The 25810-nt window shown below is 72.3% G+C and carries 27 protein-coding genes; 13 read left to right on the forward strand and 14 right to left on the reverse strand.

Annotated elements, in window-relative coordinates; genetic code table 11:
• Positions 1–409 precede the first annotated feature (409 nt).
• From RNC47_RS11240 to RNC47_RS11250, 3 genes are all read left to right on the forward strand, one after another.
• Positions 410–637: a potassium transporter TrkA gene (locus tag RNC47_RS11240; RefSeq protein WP_311597876.1), complete on the forward strand. Its 228-nt coding sequence runs from the start codon at positions 410–412 to the stop codon at positions 635–637.
• A 15-nt stretch (positions 638–652) separates the two neighbouring features.
• On the forward strand, positions 653–2149 hold the full coding sequence (locus tag RNC47_RS11245) for a cation:proton antiporter domain-containing protein (protein ID WP_311597878.1): 1497 nt from the start codon (positions 653–655) through the stop codon (positions 2147–2149).
• Between the two features lie 170 nt (positions 2150–2319).
• Positions 2320–3807 carry a DHA2 family efflux MFS transporter permease subunit gene (locus RNC47_RS11250; RefSeq protein ID WP_394814758.1) on the forward strand — a complete coding sequence of 496 codons (1488 nt, stop codon included), beginning with the start codon at positions 2320–2322 and terminating at the stop codon, positions 3805–3807.
• Positions 3808–3846: 39 nt separating this feature from the next.
• Here the strand turns inward: RNC47_RS11250 and RNC47_RS11255 are convergent, their stop codons facing one another.
• Together RNC47_RS11255 and RNC47_RS11260 are read right to left on the reverse strand one after the other, a co-directional pair.
• Positions 3847–4116, reverse strand: a complete 270-nt coding sequence (locus RNC47_RS11255; RefSeq protein ID WP_311597880.1) for a DUF397 domain-containing protein — start codon at positions 4114–4116, stop codon at positions 3847–3849.
• A 6-nt stretch (positions 4117–4122) separates the two neighbouring features.
• On the reverse strand, positions 4123–4980 hold the full coding sequence (locus RNC47_RS11260) for a helix-turn-helix domain-containing protein (protein WP_311597881.1): 858 nt from the start codon (positions 4978–4980) through the stop codon (positions 4123–4125).
• 194 nt (positions 4981–5174) lie between these two features.
• Between RNC47_RS11260 and RNC47_RS11265 the strand changes: the two genes are divergently transcribed.
• Both RNC47_RS11265 and RNC47_RS11270 read left to right on the forward strand, forming a co-directional pair.
• Positions 5175–5627 carry an ATP-binding protein gene (locus RNC47_RS11265; RefSeq protein ID WP_311597883.1) on the forward strand — a complete coding sequence of 151 codons (453 nt, stop codon included), beginning with the start codon at positions 5175–5177 and terminating at the stop codon, positions 5625–5627.
• A gap of 129 nt (positions 5628–5756) precedes the next feature.
• The gene (locus RNC47_RS11270; RefSeq protein ID WP_311597884.1) at positions 5757–7586 is read left to right on the forward strand and encodes a VanW family protein; all 1830 of its coding nucleotides are present in this window, start codon (positions 5757–5759) and stop codon (positions 7584–7586) included.
• A 19-nt stretch (positions 7587–7605) separates the two neighbouring features.
• On the opposite strand, the gene RNC47_RS11275 is transcribed toward RNC47_RS11270, so the two are convergent.
• Positions 7606–8619 (reverse strand): class I SAM-dependent methyltransferase, encoded by a 1014-nt coding sequence (locus RNC47_RS11275; protein ID WP_311597886.1) that lies wholly within the window; start codon positions 8617–8619, stop codon positions 7606–7608.
• A 278-nt stretch (positions 8620–8897) separates the two neighbouring features.
• The gene (locus RNC47_RS11280) at positions 8898–9269 is read right to left on the reverse strand and encodes a MerR family transcriptional regulator (RefSeq protein ID WP_311597888.1); all 372 of its coding nucleotides are present in this window, start codon (positions 9267–9269) and stop codon (positions 8898–8900) included.
• Between the two features lie 119 nt (positions 9270–9388).
• Here RNC47_RS11280 and RNC47_RS11285 point away from each other — a divergent pair, with 119 nt between their 5' ends.
• Positions 9389–10468 carry an alkene reductase gene (locus tag RNC47_RS11285; protein ID WP_311597890.1) on the forward strand — a complete coding sequence of 360 codons (1080 nt, stop codon included), beginning with the start codon at positions 9389–9391 and terminating at the stop codon, positions 10466–10468.
• A gap of 3 nt (positions 10469–10471) precedes the next feature.
• Here the strand turns inward: RNC47_RS11285 and RNC47_RS11290 are convergent, their stop codons facing one another.
• From RNC47_RS11290 to RNC47_RS11305, 4 genes are all read right to left on the reverse strand, one after another.
• Positions 10472–11050 carry a DUF488 domain-containing protein gene (locus RNC47_RS11290; protein ID WP_394814756.1) on the reverse strand — a complete coding sequence of 193 codons (579 nt, stop codon included), beginning with the start codon at positions 11048–11050 and terminating at the stop codon, positions 10472–10474.
• Between the two features lie 70 nt (positions 11051–11120).
• Positions 11121–11663: a DinB family protein gene (locus RNC47_RS11295; RefSeq protein ID WP_311597894.1), complete on the reverse strand. Its 543-nt coding sequence runs from the start codon at positions 11661–11663 to the stop codon at positions 11121–11123.
• Positions 11664–11722: 59 nt separating this feature from the next.
• Positions 11723–12469, reverse strand: a complete 747-nt coding sequence (locus RNC47_RS11300) for a glucose 1-dehydrogenase (RefSeq protein WP_311597896.1) — start codon at positions 12467–12469, stop codon at positions 11723–11725.
• Between the two features lie 90 nt (positions 12470–12559).
• Entirely contained in the window at positions 12560–13138 is a 579-nt protein-coding gene (locus tag RNC47_RS11305; protein ID WP_311597898.1) for a TetR/AcrR family transcriptional regulator, read from the reverse strand.
• Positions 13139–13303: 165 nt separating this feature from the next.
• Here RNC47_RS11305 and RNC47_RS11310 point away from each other — a divergent pair, with 165 nt between their 5' ends.
• Genes RNC47_RS11310 through RNC47_RS11320 form a run of 3 tightly spaced genes read left to right on the forward strand, consistent with a single transcriptional unit; the run spans position 13304 to position 15803 of the window.
• Positions 13304–14209, forward strand: a complete 906-nt coding sequence (locus RNC47_RS11310; RefSeq protein WP_311597900.1) for an alpha/beta fold hydrolase — start codon at positions 13304–13306, stop codon at positions 14207–14209.
• 20 nt (positions 14210–14229) lie between these two features.
• The gene (locus tag RNC47_RS11315; RefSeq protein WP_311597902.1) at positions 14230–15009 is read left to right on the forward strand and encodes a phosphotransferase; all 780 of its coding nucleotides are present in this window, start codon (positions 14230–14232) and stop codon (positions 15007–15009) included.
• 44 nt (positions 15010–15053) lie between these two features.
• A complete protein-coding gene (locus tag RNC47_RS11320) occupies positions 15054–15803 on the forward strand; it encodes an N-acetyltransferase (protein ID WP_311597904.1) in 750 nt (249 codons plus the stop codon).
• Positions 15804–15808: 5 nt separating this feature from the next.
• Here RNC47_RS11320 and RNC47_RS11325 read toward each other — a convergent pair whose 3' ends face one another.
• Entirely contained in the window at positions 15809–16234 is a 426-nt protein-coding gene (locus tag RNC47_RS11325; protein ID WP_311597905.1) for an SLATT domain-containing protein, read from the reverse strand.
• Positions 16221–16649 carry a hypothetical protein gene (locus RNC47_RS11330; RefSeq protein WP_311597906.1) on the reverse strand — a complete coding sequence of 143 codons (429 nt, stop codon included), beginning with the start codon at positions 16647–16649 and terminating at the stop codon, positions 16221–16223. Before RNC47_RS11330 ends, RNC47_RS11325 begins: the two co-directional genes overlap by 14 nt.
• A 115-nt stretch (positions 16650–16764) precedes the next feature.
• On the opposite strand from RNC47_RS11330, the gene RNC47_RS11335 reads away from it, so the two are divergent.
• The 3 genes from RNC47_RS11335 to RNC47_RS11345 all read left to right on the forward strand — a co-directional run bounded on the left by RNC47_RS11335 (position 16765) and on the right by RNC47_RS11345 (position 18864).
• Positions 16765–17580, forward strand: a complete 816-nt coding sequence (locus tag RNC47_RS11335; protein ID WP_311597908.1) for a helix-turn-helix domain-containing protein — start codon at positions 16765–16767, stop codon at positions 17578–17580.
• Positions 17577–17882, forward strand: a complete 306-nt coding sequence (locus RNC47_RS11340; RefSeq protein WP_311597909.1) for a DUF397 domain-containing protein — start codon at positions 17577–17579, stop codon at positions 17880–17882. The genes RNC47_RS11335 and RNC47_RS11340 overlap by 4 nt, the downstream gene beginning before the upstream one ends.
• Positions 17883–17946: 64 nt before the next feature.
• Positions 17947–18864: a helix-turn-helix domain-containing protein gene (locus RNC47_RS11345; protein ID WP_311597910.1), complete on the forward strand. Its 918-nt coding sequence runs from the start codon at positions 17947–17949 to the stop codon at positions 18862–18864.
• Between the two features lie 13 nt (positions 18865–18877).
• Here RNC47_RS11345 and RNC47_RS11350 read toward each other — a convergent pair whose 3' ends face one another.
• Positions 18878–20197, reverse strand: coding sequence for a cytochrome P450 family protein (locus RNC47_RS11350; RefSeq protein WP_311597912.1), 1320 nt, complete (start codon positions 20195–20197; stop codon positions 18878–18880).
• Positions 20198–20589: 392 nt separating this feature from the next.
• Here RNC47_RS11350 and RNC47_RS11355 point away from each other — a divergent pair, with 392 nt between their 5' ends.
• Entirely contained in the window at positions 20590–22329 is a 1740-nt protein-coding gene (locus RNC47_RS11355) for a BCCT family transporter (RefSeq protein ID WP_311597913.1), read from the forward strand.
• Between the two features lie 110 nt (positions 22330–22439).
• Here RNC47_RS11355 and RNC47_RS11360 read toward each other — a convergent pair whose 3' ends face one another.
• From RNC47_RS11360 to RNC47_RS11370, 3 genes are read right to left on the reverse strand one after another with little or no spacing between them, the layout of a single operon-like run.
• Complete coding sequence (locus RNC47_RS11360; RefSeq protein WP_311597914.1) at positions 22440–23573, reverse strand: MFS transporter; 1134 nt, start codon at positions 23571–23573, stop codon at positions 22440–22442.
• Positions 23570–24277 carry an isochorismatase family cysteine hydrolase gene (locus RNC47_RS11365; protein ID WP_311597916.1) on the reverse strand — a complete coding sequence of 236 codons (708 nt, stop codon included), beginning with the start codon at positions 24275–24277 and terminating at the stop codon, positions 23570–23572. Before RNC47_RS11365 ends, RNC47_RS11360 begins: the two co-directional genes overlap by 4 nt.
• A gap of 47 nt (positions 24278–24324) precedes the next feature.
• On the reverse strand, positions 24325–25722 hold the full coding sequence (locus RNC47_RS11370) for a uracil-xanthine permease family protein (protein WP_311597918.1): 1398 nt from the start codon (positions 25720–25722) through the stop codon (positions 24325–24327).
• Positions 25723–25810: the final 88 nt, after the last annotated feature.

A 25810-nucleotide genomic window follows, 5' to 3' on the forward strand; every position in this document is an offset into this window, starting at 1 on the left:
GTGAGCCAGCGACCCGACAGGGATAATTCCACATTCTCGAATTCCTGTCACCGCGCCGCCGGGAAGGAAATCCGCAAAGACCTTCTTCGCGCCTCTCCGAGATCTCCGGAAATTCCGGCGAAATGGCCTCGCCACCCCTTCCGCCCGTTTTTCCGCGCGCCGCAGAAAAGGGTCGCCCACGCGCGCCCGGGCGCCACGCCGCCCCGTTCTCGCTGGCCAGCACGGTGACAGGGGCACCCCGTACACACCTTCGGTAGTCGTTCAGACACTGGATATGACGGCGAGATAGTACGAGTGGCACCTGCCGGCGGAACATCATTCCGGCCATCACAACGGGAGGCGAGCCGTCCGGTTTTGACGGCCCCTTGAATGTTTGAATGCCCGATATCGGCGCGGAGGAGGAGCGGTCATGGGCAAGGGTGTGCACGTGCAGGATCTGCCGGGCGTGGGGAAGCGGTACGACATCGACCTGGGCCGGCCCGACCAGCGGATCTCGGTCATCATGAGGTCGGGCGGCGTGCGCGACCTCTACGTCTTCGCGACGGCCTCGGCCGAGCCGACGGCCGTGATCGAGCTGACGGAGGAGCAGGCCCGCAAGGTGAGCGCCGTGCTCTCGGCGACCTTCTTCGAGGCCTGAGGGAGCGCGCCCGGCATGCCGCACGCCGACCTCCTGGGCATCGGCGCCACGGTGCTGGTCGCCGGGGTGCTGGCGCGGTTCGCCCGGCGGTTCGGGCTGCCGTCCATCCCCTGCTACATGCTGGTCGGCATCGCCTTCGGGCCCGGCACCCCCGGTCCCGAGCTGGTGCGCCACCCGGGGGACCTGACGGTGGTCGCGGCGTTCGGTCTGGTGCTGCTGCTGTTCCACCTGGGTGTCGAGTTCCCGGTCGACCAGGTCGTCGGCGGCGGTCGCCGGCTGTTCCTCGCCGCGGTGGTCTGCATCGGCATCAACGTCCTGGCCGGCCTGCTGTTCGGCCTCGTCCTCGGCTGGGGCGGCTCCGAGGCGCTGGTGATCGCGGGCGCGCTCGGCATCTCGTCCTCCGCGATCGTCACCAAGCTGCTGATCGAGCTGCACCGGCTGACCAACGCCGAGACCCCGGTGATCCTGGGGATCGTCGTGATCGAGGACCTGTTCCTCGCCCTCTACCTGGCGCTCCTCTCCCCCGTGCTCTCCCAGGCCGGTTCCGCGACCGGCCTGGCGGCCGACGTGGCGGCGAGCTTCGGGTTCCTGCTGCTGCTCTTCCTGGTGGCGAGGTTCGGCGCGCGGGCGGCGGCGGCGCTGGTCGACAGCAGGGAGGACGAGCTGTTCGCCGTGCTGACGATCGGGCTCGTCGTGCTGGTGGCCGGGGTCTCGGACCGGCTCGGCGTCTCGGACGCGATCGGCGCGCTGATGACCGGTCTGGTGCTCTCCAGGACGGACATCAGGGAGCGGGTGGTGCGCCTGGTGCTGCCGCTGCGGGACGTGTTCGCCGCCATCTTCTTCGTCACCTTCGGGCTGACCATCGACGTCGCCCACCTGGGCGCGGTGGCCCTGCCCGTGGTGATCGCGGTCGCGGTGACGCTGGTGTGCAACCTGGCCGCCGGCGTGGTCGCGGCCCGGCTCTTCGGGTTCAACCAGCGGGGGGCGGTGAACGTCGGCCTGACGATGCTGGGGCGCGGCGAGTTCTCACTGATCCTGGCCAGCCTGGCGCTCGCGGCGGGGCTCGACGGCCGGATCGGCCCGTTCGTCGCCGTCTACGTGCTGGCGCTCGCGGTGCTCAGCCCGCTGCTGGCCACGCACTCGCGCCGCGCGGCCCGGCTGATGCCGGACTGGCTGCTGCGTCCCGGCTGGCGGTACGTGCGGGAGGAGACGATCAGCACCTCCTGCACCCACCTGGACCGGATCCGGGTGACCGAGACCGACACCGAGGTGTGTCCGCGGTGCGTGGCGGAGGGCAGCAGCTGGGTGGAGCTTCGGCTGTGCGTCACCTGTGGCGAGGTGGGCTGCTGTGACGACTCCCCACGGCGGCACGCCAGCGAGCACGCGCGCGAGTCGGGGCATCCGATCATCCAGTCGGCCGAGCCGGGCGAGGACTGGCGCTGGTGCTTCCCCGACGAGACCCTGGTGCAGGCGCCACTTGGCCGGAAACGGACCTCCACGGTCGACTCATAGCCAGCTAAAGATTTCGCCAATTCGTTTATATGTAGTAAGCATCTTGTCGTAGGGTCGCCAGCGGGACAGCAACCGATGGGAAGACCGTGACGACACAGAGTAAGGAAGACCTGACCGCCGCCGACCCGGCGGACCCGACCGCGGCGGCGGCGGAGCCACCCGCGCCGGCGATGACCCATCCACAGATCATGCGGGCGCTGTCCGGGCTGCTGCTCGGCATGTTCGCGGCGATCCTGTCCTCGACGATCGTCACCAACGCGCTGCCGCACATCATCACCGACCTGGGCGCCGGGCAGTCCGCCTACACCTGGGTGGTGACGGCGACCCTGCTGTCGATGACGGCCTCGATGCCGCTGTGGGGCAAGCTCGCCGACCTGTTCAGCAAGAAGCTGCTCATCCAGATCGCGCTGCTCGTCTACGTGGTCGGCTCCCTCATAGCCGGCCTCTCGCAGAACGCGGCGATGCTGATCACCGTCCGCGTGGTGCAGGGTCTCGGCGTCGGCGGCCTGGTCGGCCTCTCGCAGATCGTCCTGGCCGCGATGATCCCGCCACGGGAGCGGGGCCGCTACAGCGGCTACCTGGGCGCGACCTTCGCCGTGGCCACCGTCAGCGGCCCGCTGGTCGGTGGCGTGATCACCGACACCCCGGGCCTCGGCTGGCGCTGGTGCTTCTACATCGGCGTCCCGTTCGCGCTGGCCTCGCTGCTCGTGCTCCAGCGCACGCTGCACCTGCCGGTGGTCAGGCGCCGGGTGCGGATCGACTGGGCCGGCGCGCTGCTGGTGAGCGCCGCCGTCTCGCTGCTGCTGATCTGGGTGACGCTGGCCGGCGACAGCTACCCGTGGGCGTCCTGGCAGACCGCGGCCATGGTCGGCGGCTCGCTGCTGCTCGGCGTGCTCTTCGTCCTGGTCGAGCTGCGGGCCGACGACCCGATCATCCCGCTGCGCCTCTTCCGCGACAAGACGATCACGCTGACCTCGGTCGCCTCGCTCTTCGTGGGCATCGCGATGTTCGCCGGCACGGTCTTCTTCAGCCAGTTCTTCCAGCTGGCGAGGGGACAGAGCGCCACCGTCTCCGGGCTGATGACCATCCCGATGATCGCCGGCATGTTCCTGTCCTCCACGGTCTCGGGGCAGTTCATCACCAGGACCGGGCGCTGGAAGCGCTGGCTGGTGGCGGGCGGCGTGCTGGTGAGCGCGGGCACGGGGCTGCTGGGCACCATGCGCTACGACACCCCCTACTGGCGGATCGCCACCTTCATGGCCCTGATGGGCCTCGGCCTCGGGATGCTGATGCAGAACCTGGTGCTCGCCACGCAGAACCAGGTGGAGCCGAAGGACCTGGGCGTGGCCAGCTCCGTCGTCGCCTTCTTCCGCTCGTTCGGCGGCGCGATCGGCGTCTCGGCGCTCGGCGCGCTGCTCGCCAACCGCGTCACCGACTACACCCGCGAGGGGCTCGCCGACCTCGGCATCCCCGCGGAGAGCGCCAGCGGCGGCGGCATCCCCGACCTGGACACGCTGCCGGCGCCGCTGCGCACGGTGGTCGAGAGCGCCTACGGGCACGGTGTCGCCGACATCTTCCTGTTCGCCGCGCCGGCGGCGGTGGTGGCGCTGCTGCTCACGCTCTTCGTCAAGGAGACCGCGCTCAGGACCCGGCAGTAGCGGCCCGGGCCCGCCGCGCGACGCGCGGGGGCCCGGCCGTCAGGCCAGCAGGAAGTCCGCCTCCCCCTGCTTGGCGCCGCGGATGAAGGTCTCGATCTCGTGCGGGGTGTAGATCAGTGCCGGCCCGTCGGGGTCGGTGGACTGGCGCAGGGCCACCCGGCCGTCGGCCAGCTTCATGGCCTCGACGCAGTTGCCGCCGTTCGTCCCGCTCCAGGGCTTGCGCCAGCCCTCGGTTCCCAACTCCCTGGCCGGCATCCCGTTGTATATGCGTTCCGTGGTGCGCGCCCGGGGGCACGTCTCGTCACCCATGCGGTGTCAGAGCTCCTTGCGAATGTCACCGAGGATCGCCGCGGTGTCCTGAACGGGTGCGGCCTGCGCGCCCATGCGGTCGAGCACCTCGAGGTAGGCCACGGTGTCGGGCCGTTCGTCCAGGTAGGCCGCGCCGGTCAGCCCCTCGGCGTAGATGATGTCCGGCAGTTCCGGGATCTCGAATCTGAAGAGCTGGAACGGCCCGAACATGCCGGGGTGCGGCCCGGCGCTGAGCGGCATGATCTGCAGCGTGACGTTCGGCAGCGACGTCGCCTCGATCAGCCGGTCGACCTGCGCGCGCATCACGGCCGGTGACCCGACCCTGCGCCGCAGCACGTGCTCCTCGACCACGGCCCACAGCAGCGGGGCGCGCGGCCGGCGAAGCAACTCCTGACGCGCCATGCGCAGGTCCACCCTGCGCTCGATCTCCTCGGCCGGGGCGCCCGGAAAACCTGTTCTGAACAGGACTCTGGCATAGTCCGGGGTTTGCAGAAGCCCCGGGACGCAGTGCGGTTCATAGGCCCTGATCAGGCTGGCCTCGCCCTCCAGGCTCACATAGAGGGAGAACCAGTCGGGGGTGACATCGCGGAACCGCTGCCACCAGCCGGGGCGGTTGGCCTCCTCGACCAGCTCCATGAAGGAGGCCACCTCGGCGCCCTCGACGCCGTAGAGCTCCAACAGGGCCTTGACGTACAGCGGCTTGAGGCCGACCTCGGCCTTCTCCATGCGGCGCACGGTGGTGGCGTTGACGCTGAGCGCGCGGGCGGCGTCGGCGAAGCTGCGGCCGGCCCGCTCCCGCAGGTCGCGCAGCCGCATGCCGAGGACGATCTGCCCAACGGTCGGCCCAGAACGCGCCTCTGCCACGTCGCCCTCCTCCGGCCTCGCCAAGTCCCCCGACCCCGGCAGAAGTTTGCCACACCCCGTAGCGGCATCGACAGAGATCCTCTGGCTTTCTGCAAATTGCAGAACTCCTCTTGCGCTTGCGTAGCGTCGTTGCCCATAGTTATCAAGTGACCCGGCTCACGATGGCTCAGGCCCCATGGAAGGCGACCCCGCACGTGTCCCCACTTCACGGCACGACGCGCATTCCCCAGCCCCGTCGCGCGGATCGCCGCCCGCCGAGCCCGCCGGGCGAGCGGATCGACCTGCCGGCGGTCGCCACCTCCGTGGCCGCGGCGCGCAGCCGCGTGCGGACCCGCCTCGATCACTGGGGGCTGCCGGATTCGGTCACGGACACCGCGCAGCTGGTCGTCTCCGAGCTGGTGACCAACGCCATCCTGCACACGCGCAGTGACCGGGTGGTGTGCTGGCTGGTCTCGCAGAGCTCCGGGGTGCGGATCGAGGTCACCGACCAGGGCCACGGCATGGCCCCCCGGGTGCCGCGCCAGGCGAGCTCGGAGGCGGAGGGCGGCCGGGGCCTCGTGCTGCTCGACTCGCTGGCGGTGCGCTGGGGGGTCATCCCGCCGGGACATGTGTCGGGTTGCACCGTGTGGGCCGAGATACGCCCCTGAGGGCCGGCGGTTCGGGACCCGTCGCGCGCCGAGATCAAAATTGGATAACTTCCGCCACGCCCGCCACAACCTTTTACGAGTTGGTTTCCGGAGTGCACACGTCCGGTCACGGCGCGCTATGGTGCGCGCGTGTCGCGCATCCCCCCTCTTCCGCGTCCACCCCGCCCGGTCCTCATCGGCGGCGTGCTGGCGCTCGGTCTCGGCGGTCTGTCCCTCGGCTGGATCCTGCTCTTCGGCCCGCTCGGCGGGGAGATAGCGCGGGGCACCAGCGTCCAGGGCGTGGACATCGGCGGTCTCTCACCCGAGGAGGCGGAGGACCGGCTGTCGGTCGAGCTCGCCGACTCGTGGGCCGCCCCGCTCCCGGTCCTGCTGGGCGGTGAGCAGACCGAACAGCACGCCGTCGAGCCGGCCACCGCCGGCCTCCGCGTCGACGTCGGGGCGACCGTCGCCCAGGCCGACCGCCCCGGCCTGCTGCGCCGCCTCCTCGGCGCCGGCGGCGGCGAGTTGGAGCCCGTGGTCACCCAGGACACGGCCGCCGCCAGGACCGGTCTCACCGCGCTCGCCAACTCCTGGCAGAGCGCCGTCCAGGAGGGCGCGGTGGCCTTCGTGGACGGCGAGGTCGAGGTCACCGAGCCGGCGGCGGGCATCGTGCTCGACGTGACCGGCTCCCTCGGTCCGCTGCGGGACGCCTACCCCTTCGACGCCGACGCGGGTCCGGTGCGGCTGCCGGTCTGGCAGGCCGAGCCGCGCACCGACCAGCGCGAGGTGGAGCGGGCCCTCGCCGAGTTCGCCGAGCCGGCGATGTCGGGCCCCGTCACCCTCACCGCCGGCGACCGCCGCATCCCGATCCCGCCGGCCGTGATCGGCGACCACCTGGCGCTCACCGCCGACCAAGTCGGCACGCTCCGCCCGGAGTTGGACGGCGAGGCGCTGGCCGGGGACGAGCGCCTCGCCGAGGCGTTCGCCGCGGCCGCCGTCGAGCCCGTCGAGGGCACCCTGCGGCTCGACAGCGACCGGGTGGTCTTCGACGAACCGGGCGAGCCCGGCAGCCGGGTGGCCCCCGAGGCCGTCGGCGAGGCCGTGTTACCGCTGCTGACCAGGGTCGGCGACGCGGCCCGCACCGGCCCCGTGGACACCGAGCCGGTCGAGCCCACGCTCAGCCGCGACACCTACCGGGAGCTGGGCCTGGTCGAGGAGATGTCCTCGTTCACCGTCGAGTTCGAGCCCGCCGACTACCGCACCACCAACATCGGCCGCGCCGCCGAGCTGATCGACGGCTCGCTGGTGCTGCCGGACGACACCTGGAGCTTCAACGAACGGGTCGGCGAGCGCACCGAGGAGAACGGCTTCGTCGAGGGCGTCATCATCCTCGACGACCGGTACCAACGCGCCCAGGGCGGCGGCGTCTCGGCCGTGGCCACCACCGTCTACAACGCGATCTTCTTCGCCGGCGTCAAGCCGCTCGAACACGGCGCGCACTCCTTCTACATCGAGCGCTACCCGGAGGGCCGCGAGGCCACCGTCGCCTGGGGCAGCCTCGACCTGAGCTTCCTCAACGACTCGGGCAACGCCGTCTACATCCTGGCCGACGCCACCGACACCTCGGTCACCGTCACCTTCCTCGGCACCAGGAAGTACGACCAGGTCCGCGCCGACACCGGCCCGCGCGAGAACGTCCGGGAACCCGAGACCCGCAGGGGCGAGGGCGAGGACTGCGTGCCGCAGCCCCCGCTCGAGGGCTTCGACGTGGAGGTCCAGCGGGTCTTCGTCGACGACGGCGAGGAGGTCGGCCGGGAGAGCTACACCACCAGCTACGTGCCGCGCGACGAGATCCTGTGCCCCGTCACGGCGTCCGGCTCCGTCTCGGCGCGGGAGGCCGAACCCGACCCGGCCCCGGCGCAGGACCCACCCGTCCCCGGCGGCGGCTGGCCCTGGTGGTTCGGGGGCCCGCCCTACTGACCCCGGCGCCCCGGGGGCCTCAGGCCGGGGTGAGGACGTCGATGAAGCTGAACGCGGGGACGTCCAGGAGGCGGCGGTCGACGATCCGCCAGCCGCTCTCCTCGATGGCGGTCGACCACTCGTCGATGGTCGGCACGAGCTGCCCCATCACGCTGTGCACGGTCTCGAACCCCAGCGTGAACATGGGGTGTTCGGGACCGTCGAGGCCCGTGGAGCGGCAGGTGTCGCCGAGGATCAGGTTCCTGACCGAGGGGAAGACGGTCCGCAACCGACGCAGCGTGCGCACGCAGTTCTGCCTGGGCCACAGGTCGTGCCCCATCAGGAAGCAGGTCACCGTGTCGACCTGCCCGTACTCGGGCCGGGGGCCCATGGTGACGAGGTCGTCCTGGAGCAGCGTGACCCGGTCGGCGAAACCGGCCTCGCGCACCGCCTCCCTGGCGAGGCTGATCGCGCTCGCCGACCTGTCGACGCCGATCAGCCGCAGCTCGGGCCTGAGCGCCGCGAGCATGCGCAGCCGCTCCCCGCCGCCGCAGCCCAGGTCGGCGACGGTGCCGAGCTCCAGCTTCTCGAGCATGTCGCAGAGCGGCGGGTCGAAGTAGGTCTGGGTGATGTTGCGGCAGGCCACGCTGAGGGCCCGGGCGTCCCGCCGCACGAAGCCGCCCTGCCGCAGGCTGTTGACCACCTTGACCGGCAGCGTGGTGAGCAGCTCGCCGCAGCCCCGGGTCAGCCAGTAGAAGAAGGCGCGGGCCCGGAACGCGTCGTCGAAGCCGATGTCGGTCTCGGCCACCCTCCGCTCCGCGTCGAGCGTGACGATGCGGCGGCTGGAGAGGGCGACCAGGATGGCCCGCACCGTGTGCGGGTGCGCGTCCCGCCGTTCGGCGAAGTCGACTATGTCGACACGTCGCTTCTGGTCCAGCTCGTCGAGCAGCCCGATCTCCCACGCGGCGCTCAGCGCGGCCGAGGCGATGGCCCCGTTGAACGTGTCGGCGCAGTAGCGCGCCCCCTCCGGCAGCCGCTGCTGGGATGTCGTCATCGCATGCCCCTGTTTTCTGTGTTTCCTAGGGTTTCGGCGTTGTCCCCAGCCTGTGGCGGGGCCGCGACACGCGCATGCGGGGCCGGGCGAAATGCGACCGTTCGGGTGAGGGGTAGGGCCTGTTGCGAAAGTCGCGTCGGATCAGCCCGCGGCGTCAGATGCGGTGCATCGCAAGGCGCCGGATCGCAGCTCATACTTGGTCGTATTCGCGCGATTCGGTAACGCAGCGAGGTGCCGTAGCTGGCGTCGCGGGCCCGGCGGGGCTTTCGCAACAGGCCCTAGGCGGGCGCGCAGGGCGTGCCGGTGACCAGGGCGGTGGTGGCCCGGTCGATGGTGGCGTCAAGACGGTCGCGGGCCCGCGTCAACTCGCCGATCCTGGCGGTGATCCGGTCCCGCTCGGCGGCCAGCAGCGCCAGCACCCCGGGCGCCGACTCGCCGGTGGAGATGCACGGCAACAGGGCGAGGATCGCCCGGCTCGTGAGCCCGGCGGCGTACAGCTCCTGGATCATCAGCACCCGGTCCACGGCGCGCTCCGGGTAGTGCCGCTGCCCCGCCGGGCTGCGCTCGGGCACCAGCAGCCGCTGCTCCTCGTAGTAGCGCAGCGCCCGCACGCTGACGCCCGTCCGTGCGGCGAGCTCGCCGATCCGCATCGCGCCTCCCCGGTGATCCCGGTCACTCCGACTTGCCTCTGACGTCAACGTGAGCTTTTAGCGTAGCCGTCGCGCGCGCAGTTCGGTCCATCCCTTCCACCCACGCGGAGGAAACACCCGTGACCAGCCTCTTCGACGGCTACCGCCTCGGCGACCTGCGCCTTCCCAACCGCCTCGTGCTGGCCCCGATGACCCGGGCCCGCGCCACCGCCGACGGCCTCGCCACCCCCTCGATGGCCACCTACTACGCCCAGCGCGCCACCGCGGGACTGATCGTCAGCGAGGGCGTGGCGCCCAGCCACCCCGGCCAGTCCAACCCGAACATGCCGGGACTGCGGAACGCCGCCGAGGTCGCCGCCTGGCGCCCGGTGACGCACGCCGTGCACGCCAACGGGGGCCGGATCTTCGCCCAGCTCATGCACGGCGGCCGGGTCGGCCACCCGGCGGTCTCGGGCCACCAGCCGGTCGGTCCCTCCGCGGTCGCGCTGCGGGGCGAGGTGTTCGTGAGGTTCGGGGAGAAGACGCTGCCAGGACCGGTGCCCCGCGCCCTGACGACGGCCGAGGTGGGGGCCGAGGCCCAGGTATACGCGGACGCCGCCCGCCGCGCGGTCGAGGCCGGCTTCGACGGCGTCGAACTGCACGGCGCCAACGGCTATCTGATCCAGCAGTTCCTCTCCAGCAACGCCAACCTGCGCACCGACCGCTACGGCGGCTCGATCGCCGGCCGCATCGCCTTCGCCGTGGAGGCGGTCACGGCGACGGCCGACGCGATCGGCGCGGAGCGCGTCGGCATCCGCCTCTCCCCCGGCGGCCGGGTGTGGGACGTCGTCGAGGAGGACGTGCCGGAGCTCTACGCGGCGCTGTTCGGCGCGCTCGCCCCGCTCGGCCTGGCCTACGTCCACCTGCTGGCCCCGCCCGACGGCGACGAGCTGATGGACGGCCTGCGCCGGGCGTGGCCCGGGACCCTCGTCGTCAACCCGGGCGGGCAGATCGGCCCGCACGAGACCGACCGGGCCGACGGCGAGAAGTGGCTGGCGCGCGGCGCCGACCTGATCAGCTACGGCCGGGCGTTCCTCGCCAACCCCGACCTGGTCGAACGCTTCCGCACCGGTGCCCCGGTGCGGCCCACCCCGGACCATGCCACCTGGTACGGGGGCGGCGACGCCGGCTTCATCGACTACCCGAGTCACCAGTACTGACGGTCACAGCCGGTCGTAGACCAGCAGCCCGTCCGCGCGCAGCCGGGCGCCGGCCGACGGGCGGTGCTCGGTGAGCCGGCCGTCGTGCGCCAGGTGAGCCACCCGGACGTGGCGCGCCAGGACGGCGTGGTCGGCGATGATCCGCCGGTGGCAGCGCCACCACAGGGCCTCGCCGCACATCACGGCCGTGCGGACGTCGGCGGCCTGCCGCAGCAGTTCGTCGACGGCCGCCAGGAAGTCGGGGTGGCGGGCGTGCCCCGCGTACCCCCGGAAGGAGGCGTTCTCCCAGAAGACATCGGGGGAGTCAGGGGCCGCCCGCCGAAAGCCCCCGAGGCGTGGCTCCCACCGGTAGTCGATGCCCTCCTCCGGGAGCCACCGCCGGAGCGCCTCCCGGCTCACGTCGGGGTTGCGCCGGCTGCCGGGCGCGGTGCGCACGTCGACCACGGCCCGGACGCCGGCGCCGTGCAGCAGCGCGGCCAGCGGCTCGCGCCCGGCCGTGCCGTGCCCGAACGTCAGCAGTGTCACCTGCCTCGTCCGGGCGCCTTGGGGCCGCTCGTCGGGTCTCGGACCTCTCTCGGACATCGCTGGGAATCGTAGCGAGGAGGGCCGGCGGGGCCGGTCGGCCGACCCGCCGGGCCGTGCCACGCGATCTCTACTCCCCCGTTTTCCCGTCCACCGCCTCGCGCAGCAGATCGGCGTGGCCGTTGTGCCGCGCGTACTCCTCGATCATGTGCACCAGGATCCAGCGCAGGCTGGGCGACCGCCCGTCCCGCCAGGCCCGCCGGGCCAGTTGGTCGAGCCCGCCGCCCCCGGCCAGCGCCTCCTCGACCGCCCGGCGGGACCGCGTCACGCTCTCCTCCCACAGCGCCCACAGCTCCTCGGGGCTGTCCTCGGCGGCCGAGTGCCAGTCCCAGTCCGGGTCGGCGCCCCAGTCCACGCCGTCCCACGGCGGCTGCCGGTCCCGTCCGTGCAGGAAGTGCGAGAACCAGCCGTCCTCGACGTAGGCCAGGTGCTTGAGCATCCCGCCGAGCGTCATGGTCGAGGCCCCGACCGTGGCCGCGAGGCCGGCCGCGTCGAGCCCCTCGCACTTCCACGCCAGGGTGGCCCGGTGGAACTCCAGGAAGCCCAGCAGGGTCGCCAACTCGTCCCCCGCCACGGGCGGCTCGGGCCGCCCGTGCTCATCGATGTCGGTCATGGGCGGAGTGTAGGCGGCGGCTCTGACAACCCCGCCAGCGGTTTTCCACGGCCCGCCCGCTACTGCGCGGTCAGGCCGCCGTCGACGACGTGCTCCGTGCCCGTGACATAGGAGGACTCGTCGCTCGCGAGGAACAGCACGAGCCCCGACACCTCCGCCGGGTCGGCCAGCCGGCGCAGCGGCACGGTGTCCCCGATGCCGCCGCCCTCCTCGTCGGTGGCCTCCACCATCATCGGCGTCCTGATGTAGCCGGGGTGCACGGAGTTGACCCGGATGTTGTCCGGTCCGTACTCGACGGCGGCGTGCTTGGTCATGCCGCGCGAGGCGAACTTGCTGGCCACGTAGGCCAGACTGGGCGAGCCCACGATCGACACCATGCCGGCGGCGGAGGAGACGTTGACGATGGAGCCGCCGCCGGCCCGCCGCATGCCGGGCACGACCGTCTTCATCCCGTAGTACTGCGAGTGCTGGTTGACGGCGCAGACCCTGAGGTAGGCGTCCTCGTCGAGGTCGACGGTGTCGACGACGGGCCCGAGGATCCCCGCGTTGTTGACCAGGACGGTCACCGGGCCGAAGGTCCGCTCGGCCTCCCGGACGACGCGGCGCCAGTCGGCGAGGGAGGCGACGTCGTGCCGCAGGAAGCGGGCGTTGCCGCCCAGCTCGTCGGCGACCCGCCGGCCCCCGTCCTCGTTGACGTCGGTGACGACCACCCTGGCCCCCTCGGCCACGAACCGTCGCGCGTGGGCCGCCCCCATGCCCCGCGCGGCGCCGGTGATGACGGCCACCTTGCCGTCGAGCCTGCCCATGCTGCCCGCCTTTCGCGATGACGCCCGTCACCACATGGTGCCGAAACGTCCGCACCGCCGCGGTTCACGCCGTGCCCGGCGTTTCGCGGGTCAGTCGGCGGCGAGCAGGATCCGGGCGACCTCCCGGGCCTGCCGGGCCGGCTCCCGACTGGCGGTGATCCCGGCGGTGGCCATGGCCCCGTTGGCCAGCACGGCGAGCTGGTCGGCGCGCTCGGCGGGCAGGCCGGCCGCGTCCACCAGCTCGCGGAGCTGGTCACGGAAGGCCCGCTTGTGCACCCGCGCCACCTCGGTGACCCGTGGGGAGACGGCGCCCAGCTCCCCCACCGTGTTGATGAACAGGCAGCCGCGGAAGTCCGGCTGACCGAACCACTCGTCGAGGTAGTCGAAGACCGCCAGGATCCGCTCGCGCGGGGTGTCCGCGTGCTCCTCGACATAGGCGGCGAGGGTCTCGCGGACCTCCAGGTCGCGCTCCTGGAGCACGGCCTGGAGCAGGTCCTCCTTGGCCGGGAAGGCCCGGTAGAGCCGCTTGAGCGGCACCCCGGAGGCGGTGCGTATGGCGTCCATGCCCACCGTCTGGACGCCGGACTCGTTGAACAGCCGCCGCGCCGCCGCCAGGATCCGGCTCCGGTCGCTCTCGACGTCGGCGCCGTCGCGGGTGCTCCCTCGCACGCTCCTCCTCCTCGCTTGCCTGAGAACCAACGTTCTCATAGGCTACCCGAGCGGCCAGAGAACGACCGTTCTCAACCGCGAGGTGCATGTCATGACGCTGCGCCCACCCGCCTACCGACTGAGCGCCGGCCCGACGACCACCGCACATCTCCGAAAGGCATGACCATGGCACAGCCGACAGGCTTCGACGTCCGCCACCACACGGCGACGGTCGACGGCCTCGACGTCTTCTACCGGGAGGCCGGCGACCCGGCCCGGCCCACCCTGGTGCTGCTGCACGGGTTCCCCACCAGCTCGCACATGTACCGCGGCCTGATCGGCGCGCTCGCCGACGAGTTCCACCTGGTCGCGCCGGACCACATCGGCTTCGGGAACTCGGCGATGCCCGCCGTCGACGCGTTCGACTACGGCTTCGAGAGCCTGACCGCCGTCACCCTCGCCCTGCTCGACCAGCTCGGCATCGACCGCTTCGCCCTCTTCATCCAGGACTACGGCGCCCCCATCGGCCTGCGAATCGCCAGCCGCCACCCGGAGCGGGTCACCGCGCTGGTCAGCCAGAGCGGCAACGCCTACCAGGAGGGCTTCACGCCCTTCTGGGACGTGCTCTTCGCCCACGCCGAGGACCGGGCCGCCAACGAGGCGAAGGCGCGGGAGCTGCTGACGCCGGAGGCCACCCGCTGGCAGTACACGCACGGCGTGCCCGCCGACCGGCTGGACCGCCTCGCCCCGGAGACCTGGCTGCTCGACCAGGCGGGGCTCGACCGGCCGGGCAACGACGCGATCCAGCTCCAGCTCTTCTGGGACTACCAGTTCAACCTGGAGGCGTACCCGGACTTCCAGCGGTACTTCCGCACCCACCGGCCGCCGACGCTGCTGACCTGGGGCCGCAACGACGAGATCTTCGGCCCGGCCGGCGCCGAGGCGTTCCTGCGCGACCTGCCCGACGCGGAGCTCCACCTGCTGGACGCCGGGCACTTCGCCCTGGAGACCCACGGCCCGGAGATCACCGCGCTGGTGCGGGACTTCCTGCGCCGCGTCCACGACACCGGCGAGTGCCGGCAGTACGGCTGACCGCCGGCTACCCTGACCGGGTGATCGAGGACGGCGCCACCGACAGGGGCAGCGTGACCACCGTGCGGCGGGTCGGCGAGACGATCCGCCGACCGGTCGGCGGGTGGACGCCCGCGGTGCACGCCCTGCTGACCCACCTGGAGTCGGTCGGCTTCACCCGCGCCCCACGGGTACTCGGCACCGACGGCACCGAGGAGATGCTGTCGCTGCTGCACGGCGAACCGGCGCTCTCCCCCTGGCCGCCGCCCCTGCGGTCGACCGCCGGCATCGGCGAGCTGGGGTCCTGGCTGCGCGACTACCACGACGCCGTCCGGGACTTCCGGCCGCCGGCCGACGCCCGCTGGCAGGGGCAGGAGGTCGAGTGGCGGCCCGGCCTGGTCATCCGGCACGGCGACCTCGGCCCCTGGAACTCCATCTGGGACGGCGACCGCCTGGCCGGCTTCATCGACTGGGACTTCGCGGCACCCGGCCACCCCATCGACGACCTCGCGCAACTCGCCTGGTACGCCGTGCCGCTGCGGCCCGTCGAGCAGCAGCGAAGGGCGGGCGTCACCGGGGAGCGCACCCTGCGGAGCCGCCTCGACGCCCTGTGCGCCGCCTACGGGGCGCCCGCCGCGGCGGTCCTCGACGCGCTGGACGACCTCCAGTCCCGCGAGGCCGCCCGCATCGAACGGCTCGGCCGGCGAGGCCACGAGCCGTGGGCCACGTTCCTCGCCCGCGGCGACGCGGCCGAGATGGCGGCGGAGCGAGCCTGGCTCCGCTCGGAACGCGCTGCTTTTCTCGGCGGTTCGGGCGGCTGAGCACGGCGCGCCGGGCTGGTGCGCGGAAACAGGACGGAGGAGACATGGATCTGCTGGTGACCACCGCCGAGCAACGGCCCGACCTGCTGCCCCTGTTGGGCGACTTCCACGACTGGCCCACCTTCATGGACCGGGATCCGGTCGCGCCGCTGTACTACAGCGACGTCGAAGCGGCGTTCCCCGAGTTCGTGCTGATCGCCGTCGACCGGGATCATCCGGACCGACTGGTCGCCAAGGGCTACAGCGTGCCGTTCACCTGGGACGGCGACCCGGACGAGTCGCTGCCGGCCGGCGGCTGGGACGAGGTCATCCTCACCGCGACGCGCGACCGTCTGGCGGGCCGCCGGGGCACGATGGTCTCCGCCCTGGAGATCTCGGTCCGGCCGGAGCTCAGGGGCACCGGCCTGTCGTCGGTCATGCTCGACGCGATGCGCCGCAACGCCGCCGACCGCGGCTACGCCAGCCTCGTCGCGCCCGTCAGGCCCAGTGCCAAGCACCGCCATCCGGAGCTGTCGATGGCCGACTACGCGGACGCGCGCCGGGACGACGGACTGCCGGTGGATCCCTGGCTGCGGGTCCACATCCGGGCCGGCGGCCGCATCGTCGGGGTCTCGGTCCGGGCGATGACCATCGCGGGCAGCCTCGCGGAGTGGCGCCAGTGGACCGGACTCCCCTTCGACACCACCGGCGACGTGAACGTCCCGGGCGCGCTGGTCCCCGTTCACTGCGACACCGTGCACGATCGCGCCGTGTACTGCGAGCCGTGCGTCTGGGTGCACCACCGGCTGTCCTGACAGGGCTACGCCGGCGGCAGCGCTCCGGTGCCGCGACGGTCGGCGGCCCAGCCCTGGAGCTCGACGGCCGCCGCCGACTCGACCTGCTCCAGCAGGAGTTGGCGCACCGTCTCGTCGCGTTCCGCCTCCGGCACGAGTTGGTAGCGCTGGATCGCCGTCCGCAGCCTCGACCAGGCTTCAGCGGCCAGCACATGGCGCTCCGTGTCGTTGAAGAGCTGACGGAAGCCGCCGATGAAGACGGACGCCCCGGCCAGCGAGGCGGTCACCGCCGGGGCCGCCTGCAGCCCCGCGGCGACGACGGTGGCGGCGCCGACGACCAGCGCGCTCAGCTCCGTGACCAGCCGCCGCCTGCGGGCACGGTCACGGACACGCGCGTACCAGGCCAGGTCGGCACGGGCGTACTCCAGCACGGGGTCATCAGGTGTCGGCATGCCATAGCGAACGCACGGTCGCGTTCAGGAGTTTCACGTCCACGAACGGCGCCGCCTCGGTGGGCACCGAGCGCCAGACCAACGGCCACGTCGCGCTGCCGGCGCGCAGCGCCGGGACGCCGACGTAGGAGTAACGCGCGCCGCTCCGGCTGAACGCCTCGGCCGGATACGGCCACCGGTAGCCACGGACGCTTCCGGGCGGCACGAGGAAGTACATCCGCGACTCCCCGATGGCCTGATGCACGATGGGCCCCGCCGCGTGCCCCAGCGCGTCGGCCACCTCGGGGCCGCGCTCGCCGACGACCCGGACGGCGTCGAAGACGACGCCGACCATGCGGAGCGTGGTGCCGGTCAGGGGGACCCAGTCAGGACGATAGGGAGATACCACCGGTTCGAGTTCATTTTCACCGATCATGCGGCCATCCTTGCGACCGGCGCCTACCGTGACCAGTGGTGACGGGCCGACATCACTGCGTGTGCCTCGCCACCTGGCCGGTGTGTGCGGCTGTGTGAAACCTCGGGAGGGCGAGATGGCCGGGAAGAAGAACCAAAGCCTCGACGGACGCCAGGTGTTCGGCGCGCTCCTGCGGGCGCTCCGCGAGTTCAACGACGTGACGCCCGGGCAGGCGGCGCTGATCGTTGGCTATTCGGAGTCCATGCTGGAGAAGATCGAACGGGGAGAACGGAACGCGAGCCCGGAGTTCATCGACGAGTTGGAGAAGCTGCTGGGCCTGACGGGGGTCCTGGCCCCCACGGCGACGCGGCTGCGCGAGCAGCGACACCCGGACTGGTTCGGCGAGTACGCGGACCGGGAAGGCGAGGCGGTGAGTCTGTGGTCGTACACAACGAACGCCGTGCATGGCCTGCTCCAGACCCGTGAGTACGCACACGCTGTACTCAGCGCCTACGCACCGACCCTCGACGACGAGGAAGTTGAGCGCCGCGTAGAAGCTCGGCTGGAGCGCCAAGAACTACTCACTCGCAAGCCGGCGGTCAACCTTTCCCAGGTCATCCTGGAGTCAGTGCTACGGCAGCCGACAGGCGGCCCCACCGTGATGAAGGCACAGCTGGCGCGTTTGCTGGATGTCTCGGCTATGCGAAACGTCTCCTTGCAGGTCATGCCGCTCTCGCACGGCGCCCATCCCGGGATGGATGGGCCGTTCACGTTGATGGAGACCCCGAGTCAGGACTGGGTTGCCTATGTCGAGGGTCCCGACATCGGCCATGTCATCGACAGCCGCAAACAGGTCAGCCAGTTCCAGGTCAGGTATGGCATGATCCGCACGCAGGCGCTCAACGAAGCCGATTCCCGCAAGCTGATCGAGGAGATGATCCGCGAACTATGAGTCGTTCCTCCCTCGTCTGGTTCAAGAGCAGCTACAGCGGCAACCAAGGCGGCGAATGCCTCGAAGTCGCCCTGGACTGGCACAAGTCCAGCCACAGCGGCAGCGCGGGCGGCGACTGCCTGGAGGTTGCCACACAGTGGCACACCTCGTCGCACAGCGGCGACGCTGGCGGTGAGTGCGTCGAGGTGGCCACCGACCCCGTCACCGTGCACGTCCGGGACTCCAAGAACCGCGCCGGAGGCGCGACGCTCGCCGTGTCGGCGCCGGCATGGCGGAGCATGGTCCGTCACGTGGCGCGTTAGGTTCACCGTCCCGTCGGAATAAGAGGTTGAGTCTCCACCCACTGGAGGGTCGACGCTTGGTGCCGTGAGCGACCACACCGAACTGTTCACCATCGGCGAGCTCGCCCGTCGCACCGGGCTGCCGGTGCGGACGATCCGCTTCTGGTCGGACGGCGGCATCGTCACGCCGACCGACCGGTCGCGGGGCGGGTACCGGCTCTACGACGCGGAGGCCGTCGCCCGCCTCGACCTGGTCCGCACCCTTCGGGAACTGGGCCTGGGCCTGGAGACGGTCCGTCGGGTGCTGACCAGGCAGACCACGGTGCGCGACGTGGCGGCGGCACACCTGGACGCGCTGGACGCGGAGATCCGCGTGTTGCAGGTGCGGCGCGCGGTGTTGCGGTGGGCCGCTCGTGGTGTCGGCACGACCGAGGAGATGAGACTCATGCACCGACTGGCCCAGATGTCCGCCGAGGAACGACAGCGGATCATCGACGACTTCGTCCGTCGCGCCTTCGACGGCGTCGATCCGGAGGCGCCCGGCGCGCACCTCGCGCAGGCGATGCGCTCCCTGCCGGCGGAGTTGCCCGCCGACCCCACCTCCGAGCAGGTGGAGGCCTGGGTGGAGCTTGCCGAGTTGGTCGGCGACGACGGCTTCGCGCGACGGGTGCGGGAGATGGCGGTGGCCGGCGCGCGGTCGCCGTCGGAGCCGGCGGGCGCCGACCCGGCACGCGTCCTGGAGCACGCCGGCGGGGCGGTGCGGGAGGGCGTGGCGCCGGAGTCGGCGGCGGGCCGGGAGATCCTGGCCCGCGTCGTCGATCCGGGCCTCGCCGTGGCGGAACGCCTGCGGCTGGCCGACGAGTTGGCCACCTTCACCGACCGCAGGGTGGAGCGGTACTGGCAGTTGCTGGGCAAGCTCAACGGCTGGCCGCCGGCGCCGGCGCAGGTGCCGGCGTTCGAGTGGCTGATCGCCGCGCTCCGGGCGCACGCCGACGCGCCCTGAGCGCGACCGCGTCCTAGCGACCGCCCCGCAGCGTGGCCAGCAACCGCCAGAACGCGGACCGGCGTACCGGCGGAGCCGGCAGCGGCTCGACGGCCGCCGCCGGCTCCGGCGCGGGCCGCCTCGTGAGGTCGTAGCGGACCGGGAGGGACCGCAGGCCGGTCACCAACGGGGTGACGCGCCACGGGAGTTGGTCGGGCGGCAGGGCCAGCCTGAGCTCTCCGAAGCGCGCGCGGACCCGTTCGATGCCGATGGCGACGATTGTCTCGGCCAGCGGGCGGGCCGGGCAGGCGTGGGGTCCCGCGCCGAAGGCGAGGTGGGGCGCGTCGTCGGAGCCGGTGAAGTGCGGGCAGGCGTGGGCGGCGGCCGGGGAGACCATCACGGGGTCGCCGGCGGCGACGGTGACGCCGCCGAGCGGGGTGTCCGCCGCCGCGAAGCGCAGCGACAGGTTCTGCATGGGCGGGTTGGCGACGGCGGTGCGCTCGATGAGCTCGCGCGGGTCGGCCTCGTCGAGGGTGCCCGTGGCGAGCGCGTGGACCAGGCTGGCGGCGAGCAGGGCGCCGGTGGACTCGGCCGTGGTCACCAGGATCATGTTCAGGTGGAGGGCGTGTTCGTCGGTGCTCGCGTCGGGGGCGTGGGCGAGCAGCCGGGACGGGATGTCGGCGCCGGGGTGGCGTCGCTTCTCCTCGACCAGCTCGCGCAGGCCGCCCAGGAGGCGGTGCACGGCCATCGGCGCCTCGGGGCCGGCGTCCAGGACCCGCCAGACGTCCATCAGCACGTCGTCGCCCTCGGCGTCCGGGAGACCGAGCAGGTGGTTGGCGACCATGAGCGGCAGCGGGCGCGCGTACTGGCCGCAGAGGTCGGCCATGCCCTGTCCGCCGCCGCCCGCGCTGAGGAAGCTGATGAGCTGGTCGGCGTGGGCCGTGATCAGCTCGCGCAAGCGTCCGGCCTCGGCGCCGTCCCCCTGGTAGGGGGCGATGGCGGCGTCGATGGCGGCCCGGGCGGCCGCGTGACGTTCGTCGTCGAAGAAGGTCACCATCTCGCTGTCCACGACGAACCGCAGCGGCCAGTCCCGGGGGACGGCGCCCTCCCGGTAGGCGCGCCAGTGGGCGGGGGCCTTCTTCCAGTGCGCCTCGTCGGTCAGGACGCGCAGTGCCTCCGTGTGGTCCAGAACCAGCCAGACCGGCTGGCCCAGCAGGTCGACGGGGGCGACGGCGCCGTGGCGCTCGCGCAGCGCGGCGAGCACGGCCGGGCGGTTCCGCTCGTACTCGTGCGTGATCAGCGGTTCGGCGGGCAGGTCGGCCAGCCGAGCGGCCGTGGGGAGAGGGGACGACACCGGGGCTCCGCTCGGTCGTGCTCAAGATCGACAGGTGCGTGATCGTAGGGAACACCCGGGTTTCGTTCAATGGCTGGAACTCGACTGTTTCTGTGACCGGACGACTACGGCAGATGGTCACTTTGCGTCGACGACCGGGCGATCCAGCGTAAGAACCGCATAAAGGTTGTGAGATTTTTCGCCGCCGCACACACCACCAGAGAGTCACGAACAATCGACTCATGGCGATAACCGCAGGTCAACGTGTTTTAGTTGCGTGGCATGGTTGGAGCGAATTCGGGTAGCCGCTCGCGCATGCAGATTGTTGCCCGGTACAGGTACAGCGGCTGATCCCAGCTACGAGACCGGGTGGGAAGGAAAGGTTCGGCGTGCCAAGCGATAAACACGGTTCGGTGACGGCTAAGGACAGGCCTCCTCGGCTGTCGCTGACGAAACCACGGACGGATCCGGTGGTGTTCGGCGTCTCCGCCGTGCTGACGCTGGCTTTCGTCGTCTGGGGCGCGATGTCCTCGGACTCCCTCGCCGAGGCGTCCTCCGACGCGCTCGGCAAGATCATCCACAACGCCGGCTGGGGCTTCGTGCTCGCGGCCTCCGGGTTCGTGGTGTTCGCGCTCTGGCTGGCGATGAGCCGGTACGGGCGGATCACCCTGGGCAAGGAGGGCGAGAAGCCCGAGTTCAGGACGATCTCCTGGATCGCCATGATGTTCAGCGCCGGCATGGGCATCGGCCTGATGTTCTGGGGCGTGAGCGAGCCCCTGGCGCACTTCGGCACCCCGCCGCCCGGCACCTCGCCGGCCGACGACGGTGAGCGGATGACCACGGCGATGTCCACCACCCTCTTCCACTGGACGCTGCACCCGTGGGCGATCTACGCGGTGGTCGGCATGGCCATCGCCTACAGCGTCTACCGGCGCGGCCGGCGGCAGACGATCAGCGCCGTGTTCACGCCGCTGATCGGCGAGAAGCGCGCCAACGGCTCGTGGGGCCGGGTGATCGACATCCTGGCGATCATCGCGACCCTGTTCGGCTCGGCCGCCTCGCTCGGCCTGGGCGCGCTGCAGATCGGCAGCGGCGTCGAGGAACTGGGCTGGATGAGCAACGTCGGCACCGGGCTGCTGGTGCTGGTGATCGCCGGCCTCACCGCCGCGTTCGTGCTGTCGGCGGTGTCCGGCGTGGCCAAGGGCATCCAGTGGCTGTCCAACATCAACATGGTGCTCGCCCTGGTGCTGGTGGTCTTCCTGTTCCTGGTGGGCCCGACGGTGCTGATGCTGGACCTGATCCCGTCGTCGGTGGGTTCCTTCATCGGTGACCTGCCGGACATGGCGGCCCGCACCGAGGCCAGCGGCGGCGAGGGCGTCGCCGAGTGGCTGTCGGGCTGGACGGTCTTCTACTGGGCCTGGTGGATCTCGTGGACGCCGTTCGTCGGCATGTTCATCGCGCGGATCAGCCGGGGCCGGACCATCCGGCAGTTCGTCGGCGGCGTGATCCTGGTGCCGAGCGTGGTCAGCCTGATCTGGTTCGCGATCTTCGGCGGCACGGCGATGCGTCTCGAGGAGCAGGGCGCCGGCCTGACCGGCCAGGCCACCACCGAGGGCCAGCTGTTCGCGGTGCTCCAGGAGTACCCGCTGGCCAGCGTCACCGCGCTGCTGGTGATGATCCTGGTCGGGATCTTCTTCGTGTCCGGTGCCGACGCGGCGTCCATCGTGATGGGCACCCTGTCGCAGCGCGGCACGCTGGAGCCCGGCCGTCTCGTGGTGGTGTTCTGGGGCGCGCTGACCGGCGCCGTGGCGGCCGTGATGCTGATGATCGGCGGCGGCGGTTCGACGGCGTTGGACGGCCTGCAGAACCTGACGATCCTGGCGGCCGTGCCGTTCACGCTGGTCATGATCGGGCTGTGCGTGGCCCTGATGCGCGACCTGCGGCGTGACTCGCTGATCCTGCGTGAGGAGAAGGGCGTCGAGGCCGTGGAGATGGCCGTGATCGCCGGACACCAGAAGTACGACGGCGACTTCGAGCTGCGGATCGGTCCGGGCAACGGCAACGGCGACGGGCCCGGGCAGGCCAACGGCAACGGGAACGGCAACGGGAAGGGCACGTCAGGCGACGTCGACGTGGTCGTCCTGGCCGACTGACCCGGCCGGCCGGAACCTCTCGCGGCCCGGGTCGTGGCCGGCGCGTGTGCGCGCCGCCGCGGCCCGGGCCGCGGCACGTCCGGATCCGGGCGCTCCGGGCGCTCCGGGCGCTACGCCGCGCGCCGCGCGGTCAGCGGCAACAGCAGCACGGTCCAGCCGGTGAAGACGGTGAGCGCGGCGGTCATGGGGACGGCCGTCAGCAGCAGGCCCATGCCGAGCACCGGGACCGCCAGGCCGCTGTAGGCGGCCGTGAACACCGCGCCGGCGGCGTGCGCGGTGGCCAGCGCCGTGGCCAGCGCGCCGCGGAAGAGCAGGCCGCCGCCCGCGCCGGCCAGCACGCCGCCGGCCACGAAGCAGGGGGCCGCGCCCAGGGCGACGGCCAGCCACACCCCGGCGAGGCCGAGCACCACGGCCACCGCGCCCGCCCGAATCTGCCGGGCCGGCGGGACGCGGCGCAGCGCGGCGGGGGCCGCCGCGCCCGCCGCGAAGACCGCGAAGACCGCGGTGCCCACGGCCGCCGGGGACGGGTGCGGGTCGATGGTGGCCAGCATCTCGGGGGCGAGCGCGCCGAAGAGACCGGTGACGGAGAACCCGCCGAAGGCGGCGAGCAGCACGCCCGGCGGCGGCAAGGAGGCACCGGGCCCGGTCCGGTGGGCGGGGGCGCCGGTCTCGGGGGCCAGGGCCAGCGGCACCAGCAGCGCGGCCAGTGCCGCGCCGAGCGTGATGTAGGGCGTGGTGAGCGGGCGGGAGGTCGTCGCGGCGAGCCAGCCGGCGAGCAGCGGGCCGAGGCTGAGCCCGGCCAGGCTGAGCGCCGGGGTCAGCGTGGCCCAGCGGCGTCGGCCGTCCTCGCCCCAGGCGCGGGCGACGAGCTCGGTGATCCAGACGGTGGCCACCGGGGCGGCCGTGCCGACCGCGACGCCGCTCAGCGCCCGGCCGACGAGCAGGCCGGGCGGTCCCCAGGGCAGCGCCAGCACGGCGTCGGCCGCCAGCGCGCAGCCGACGGCGCCGAGCAGCGCCGGGCGGCGGCCGTACCGGTCGCCGGCCCGGCCGAGGGTCGGCAGCGCGGCGAGCACGCCGGCGACGAAGACGCTGAACACGACGGTGACGCCGAACGGGCCGAGGCCGTCGCGGGCGGCGTAGCCCGGGTAGAGCGGGGTGGGGGCGGTGGACAGGGCCATGATGGCGAGCAGCGCCCCCGTCACCGCCAACGCGGCCGGCCCGGGGCCCAGGGGGCGTGGCCTCATCGCGCGGCGGCGCGGGCCGTCGCCCCGTCCCAGGCGGCGAGCACGTCGGCGGCGTCGGCGACCACGCCCACGTGCAGCGAGACGATGTCGAGCGCGGCCTGCTCCAGCGCGGCGTCGGTGCCGCGCACCAGGTCGCGGGCGACCGTCACCCGGTAGCTCAGGTTGGCGGCGTCGAAGGCGGTGTTGAGGACGCAGCAGTCGGCCATGATGCCGTCCAGCACCAGGTGCGTGACGCCCATCTGCCGCAGCAGGAAGTCGAGGTCGGTCGGGTAGAAGGCGGAGAGCCGCTTCTTGCCGGTCACCACCTCGTCGCCCGGCGCCACCTCCGTCACGAAGCGGGTCCACCGGCTGCCGGCGAGCGCGTGGTCGCCGGCGCCCGGGATGGGGCCCACGTGCAGCGGGAAGGTGGTGCGCCAGGCGCTGGGTATGCCCCGGACGTCGTCGACCCCCGAGGCGCGGACCTCGGAGCGCACGTGGATGACGGGGACGCCGCGTTCCCTGGCGGCCCGGTGGAAGGCGTCGATCGGCTCGACGATCTCCCGGCCGCGCGGGGCCGGGCAAGGGCAGGCCGGGTCCTCGGAGAGGTGCCCCTCGTGCATGTCGATGGAGACGACGGCGGCGTGCGTCGGGTCGAGGAAGTCGGCGAGCTCGCCGGTGGCGGGCAGGGGGCGGCGGGTGCCGTAGACGTGGTGGTGCGCGGGCATGCGGTGCCTTCGGGGTTCGGGGTTCGGGGTTCGGTGCGGGGCGCGGGTCAGTGGGCGGCCGGGGCCGGGACGGCGGCCTCGTCGGTCGCGGTGGCGGCGCGCCGCTCCAGGACGGGGCGAAGCAGGATGTTGACCAGCAGGTGCAGCACCAGCAGCAGGATGACGGCGACCATCATCGGGCTGGTGAGGATGCTGGCGGCCGAGTCGGGCAGCGACTCGGTGATCTCGGGGGGCAGGAACTGCACGCCGAGGGCGATGATGAACGCCGGTGCGGCGACGGCCAGGTTGAGGTCGTCCCAGCGGACGGTGGAGAGCAGCTGGACGCCGCTCATCGCGATGATGCCGAAGAGGACGGTGGAGGCGGCCGAGAGCACAGGGCCCGGCAGGCCGGCGATGAACAGGCCGACCGGTGGCACGAAGGCGAGCACGATGGCGAACCCGCCGGCCGTCATCGTGACGAACCGGCTGCCGATGCCGGTGACGCGGACGATGGCCGCGTTCTCCGGGTAGGAGGTGGTGCCGATGCCGCCGAAGGCGGCGCCGACCGTGGAGCCGAGGAACTCGGCGAACAGGCCGCGGTTGGTGCGGTCCAGGGTCATGCGCTGCCCGCCCCAGCCGCCCACCAGGCTGTACATGCCCATGGCCTCGGTGCCGGCCTGGAGGAAGGCCATCACCATCAGCAGCACCACGGGCCAGGAGACGCCGAAACCGAACGGCAGGTACTCGGGCGCCGCGACGGCCCCGGAGCCCGACAGCTCCGGCACGCTCCACAGGCCGGTGGCGGCGGCGGTGAGGCTGCCCACCACGATGCCCCACACGATCGCGCCGTGCTTGACCAGGCCGCGCCCGCCGAAGACCAGGCAGGCCAGCACGGTGAGGACGGTGACGCAGGCGACGGCGAAGTTGGGGCCGCCGAACCCCTCGGTGCCGGGGACCCCGAACCAGCCGCTGACGCCGATGCCGGCGAGTTGGGCGCCGATGACGACGAAGAGGGTGCCGAAGACCAGCGGGGAGGTGGCGATCCTGGCTATGTGGCCGAACAGGCCGAGCCGCCTGGCGGGGATGGTCAGCGCCATGAAGATCACGCCGGCGACCATCATGGAGCCGAACGCGGTGCCGAGCCCCTCCGAGCCGCCGGCCGCGATGAGCGCGACGAGGAAGGCCGCGGTGGGCCCCTGGACGATGGGCAACCGCAGCATCCGGCCCGACTGGAGCACGGTGACGATGCCGGTGAGCAGGAAGCACGCCTGGACGATCCGGCCCACGTCCCCCTGGGAGAGGGACAGGGCCGAGCCGAGGGCGGCGGGGAAGATCCAGATTCCGGTGAGGGCGAGCAGGTGCTGTATGCCGAAGAGGGCCGTCCTGCCCGGGGGCAGCCGGTCCTCGAACCCGACCCTGAGGACGCCGTGCGTGGGTGCGTTGTCGCTCGCGTTGTCGCTGACCACCGTTGACCGCCGTTCCGTTCACGCGCTGGTGGGACAGGGATGGGCAGCGCCTTCGCAGACCGGGGATTTCACCAGCAGCGACATTTTT

Source organism: Streptomyces millisiae (assembly GCF_031845425.1).
Classification (GTDB): Bacteria; Actinomycetota; Actinomycetes; order Streptomycetales; family Streptomycetaceae; genus Streptomyces; species Streptomyces millisiae.

Coding starts and splice junctions, on each gene's coding strand:
- RNC47_RS11250 (WP_394814758.1), top strand. CDS start 2,320: ATGACCCATCCACAGATCATGCGGGCGCTGTCCGGGCTGCTGCTCGGC.
- RNC47_RS11310 (WP_311597900.1), top strand. CDS start 13,304: ATGGCACAGCCGACAGGCTTCGACGTCCGCCACCACACGGCGACGGTC.
- RNC47_RS11275 (WP_311597886.1), bottom strand. CDS start 8,619: ATGACGACATCCCAGCAGCGGCTGCCGGAGGGGGCGCGCTACTGCGCC.
- RNC47_RS11240 (WP_311597876.1), top strand. CDS start 410: ATGGGCAAGGGTGTGCACGTGCAGGATCTGCCGGGCGTGGGGAAGCGG.
- RNC47_RS11360 (WP_311597914.1), bottom strand. CDS start 23,573: ATGAGGCCACGCCCCCTGGGCCCCGGGCCGGCCGCGTTGGCGGTGACG.
- RNC47_RS11255 (WP_311597880.1), bottom strand. CDS start 4,116: ATGGGTGACGAGACGTGCCCCCGGGCGCGCACCACGGAACGCATATAC.
- RNC47_RS11365 (WP_311597916.1), bottom strand. CDS start 24,277: ATGCCCGCGCACCACCACGTCTACGGCACCCGCCGCCCCCTGCCCGCC.
- RNC47_RS11320 (WP_311597904.1), top strand. CDS start 15,054: ATGGATCTGCTGGTGACCACCGCCGAGCAACGGCCCGACCTGCTGCCC.
- RNC47_RS11280 (WP_311597888.1), bottom strand. CDS start 9,269: ATGCGGATCGGCGAGCTCGCCGCACGGACGGGCGTCAGCGTGCGGGCG.
- RNC47_RS11325 (WP_311597905.1), bottom strand. CDS start 16,234: ATGCCGACACCTGATGACCCCGTGCTGGAGTACGCCCGTGCCGACCTG.
- RNC47_RS11290 (WP_394814756.1), bottom strand. CDS start 11,050: ATGTCCGAGAGAGGTCCGAGACCCGACGAGCGGCCCCAAGGCGCCCGG.
- RNC47_RS11335 (WP_311597908.1), top strand. CDS start 16,765: ATGGCCGGGAAGAAGAACCAAAGCCTCGACGGACGCCAGGTGTTCGGC.
- RNC47_RS11300 (WP_311597896.1), bottom strand. CDS start 12,469: ATGGGCAGGCTCGACGGCAAGGTGGCCGTCATCACCGGCGCCGCGCGG.
- RNC47_RS11245 (WP_311597878.1), top strand. CDS start 653: ATGCCGCACGCCGACCTCCTGGGCATCGGCGCCACGGTGCTGGTCGCC.
- RNC47_RS11295 (WP_311597894.1), bottom strand. CDS start 11,663: ATGACCGACATCGATGAGCACGGGCGGCCCGAGCCGCCCGTGGCGGGG.
- RNC47_RS11340 (WP_311597909.1), top strand. CDS start 17,577: ATGAGTCGTTCCTCCCTCGTCTGGTTCAAGAGCAGCTACAGCGGCAAC.
- RNC47_RS11330 (WP_311597906.1), bottom strand. CDS start 16,649: ATGATCGGTGAAAATGAACTCGAACCGGTGGTATCTCCCTATCGTCCT.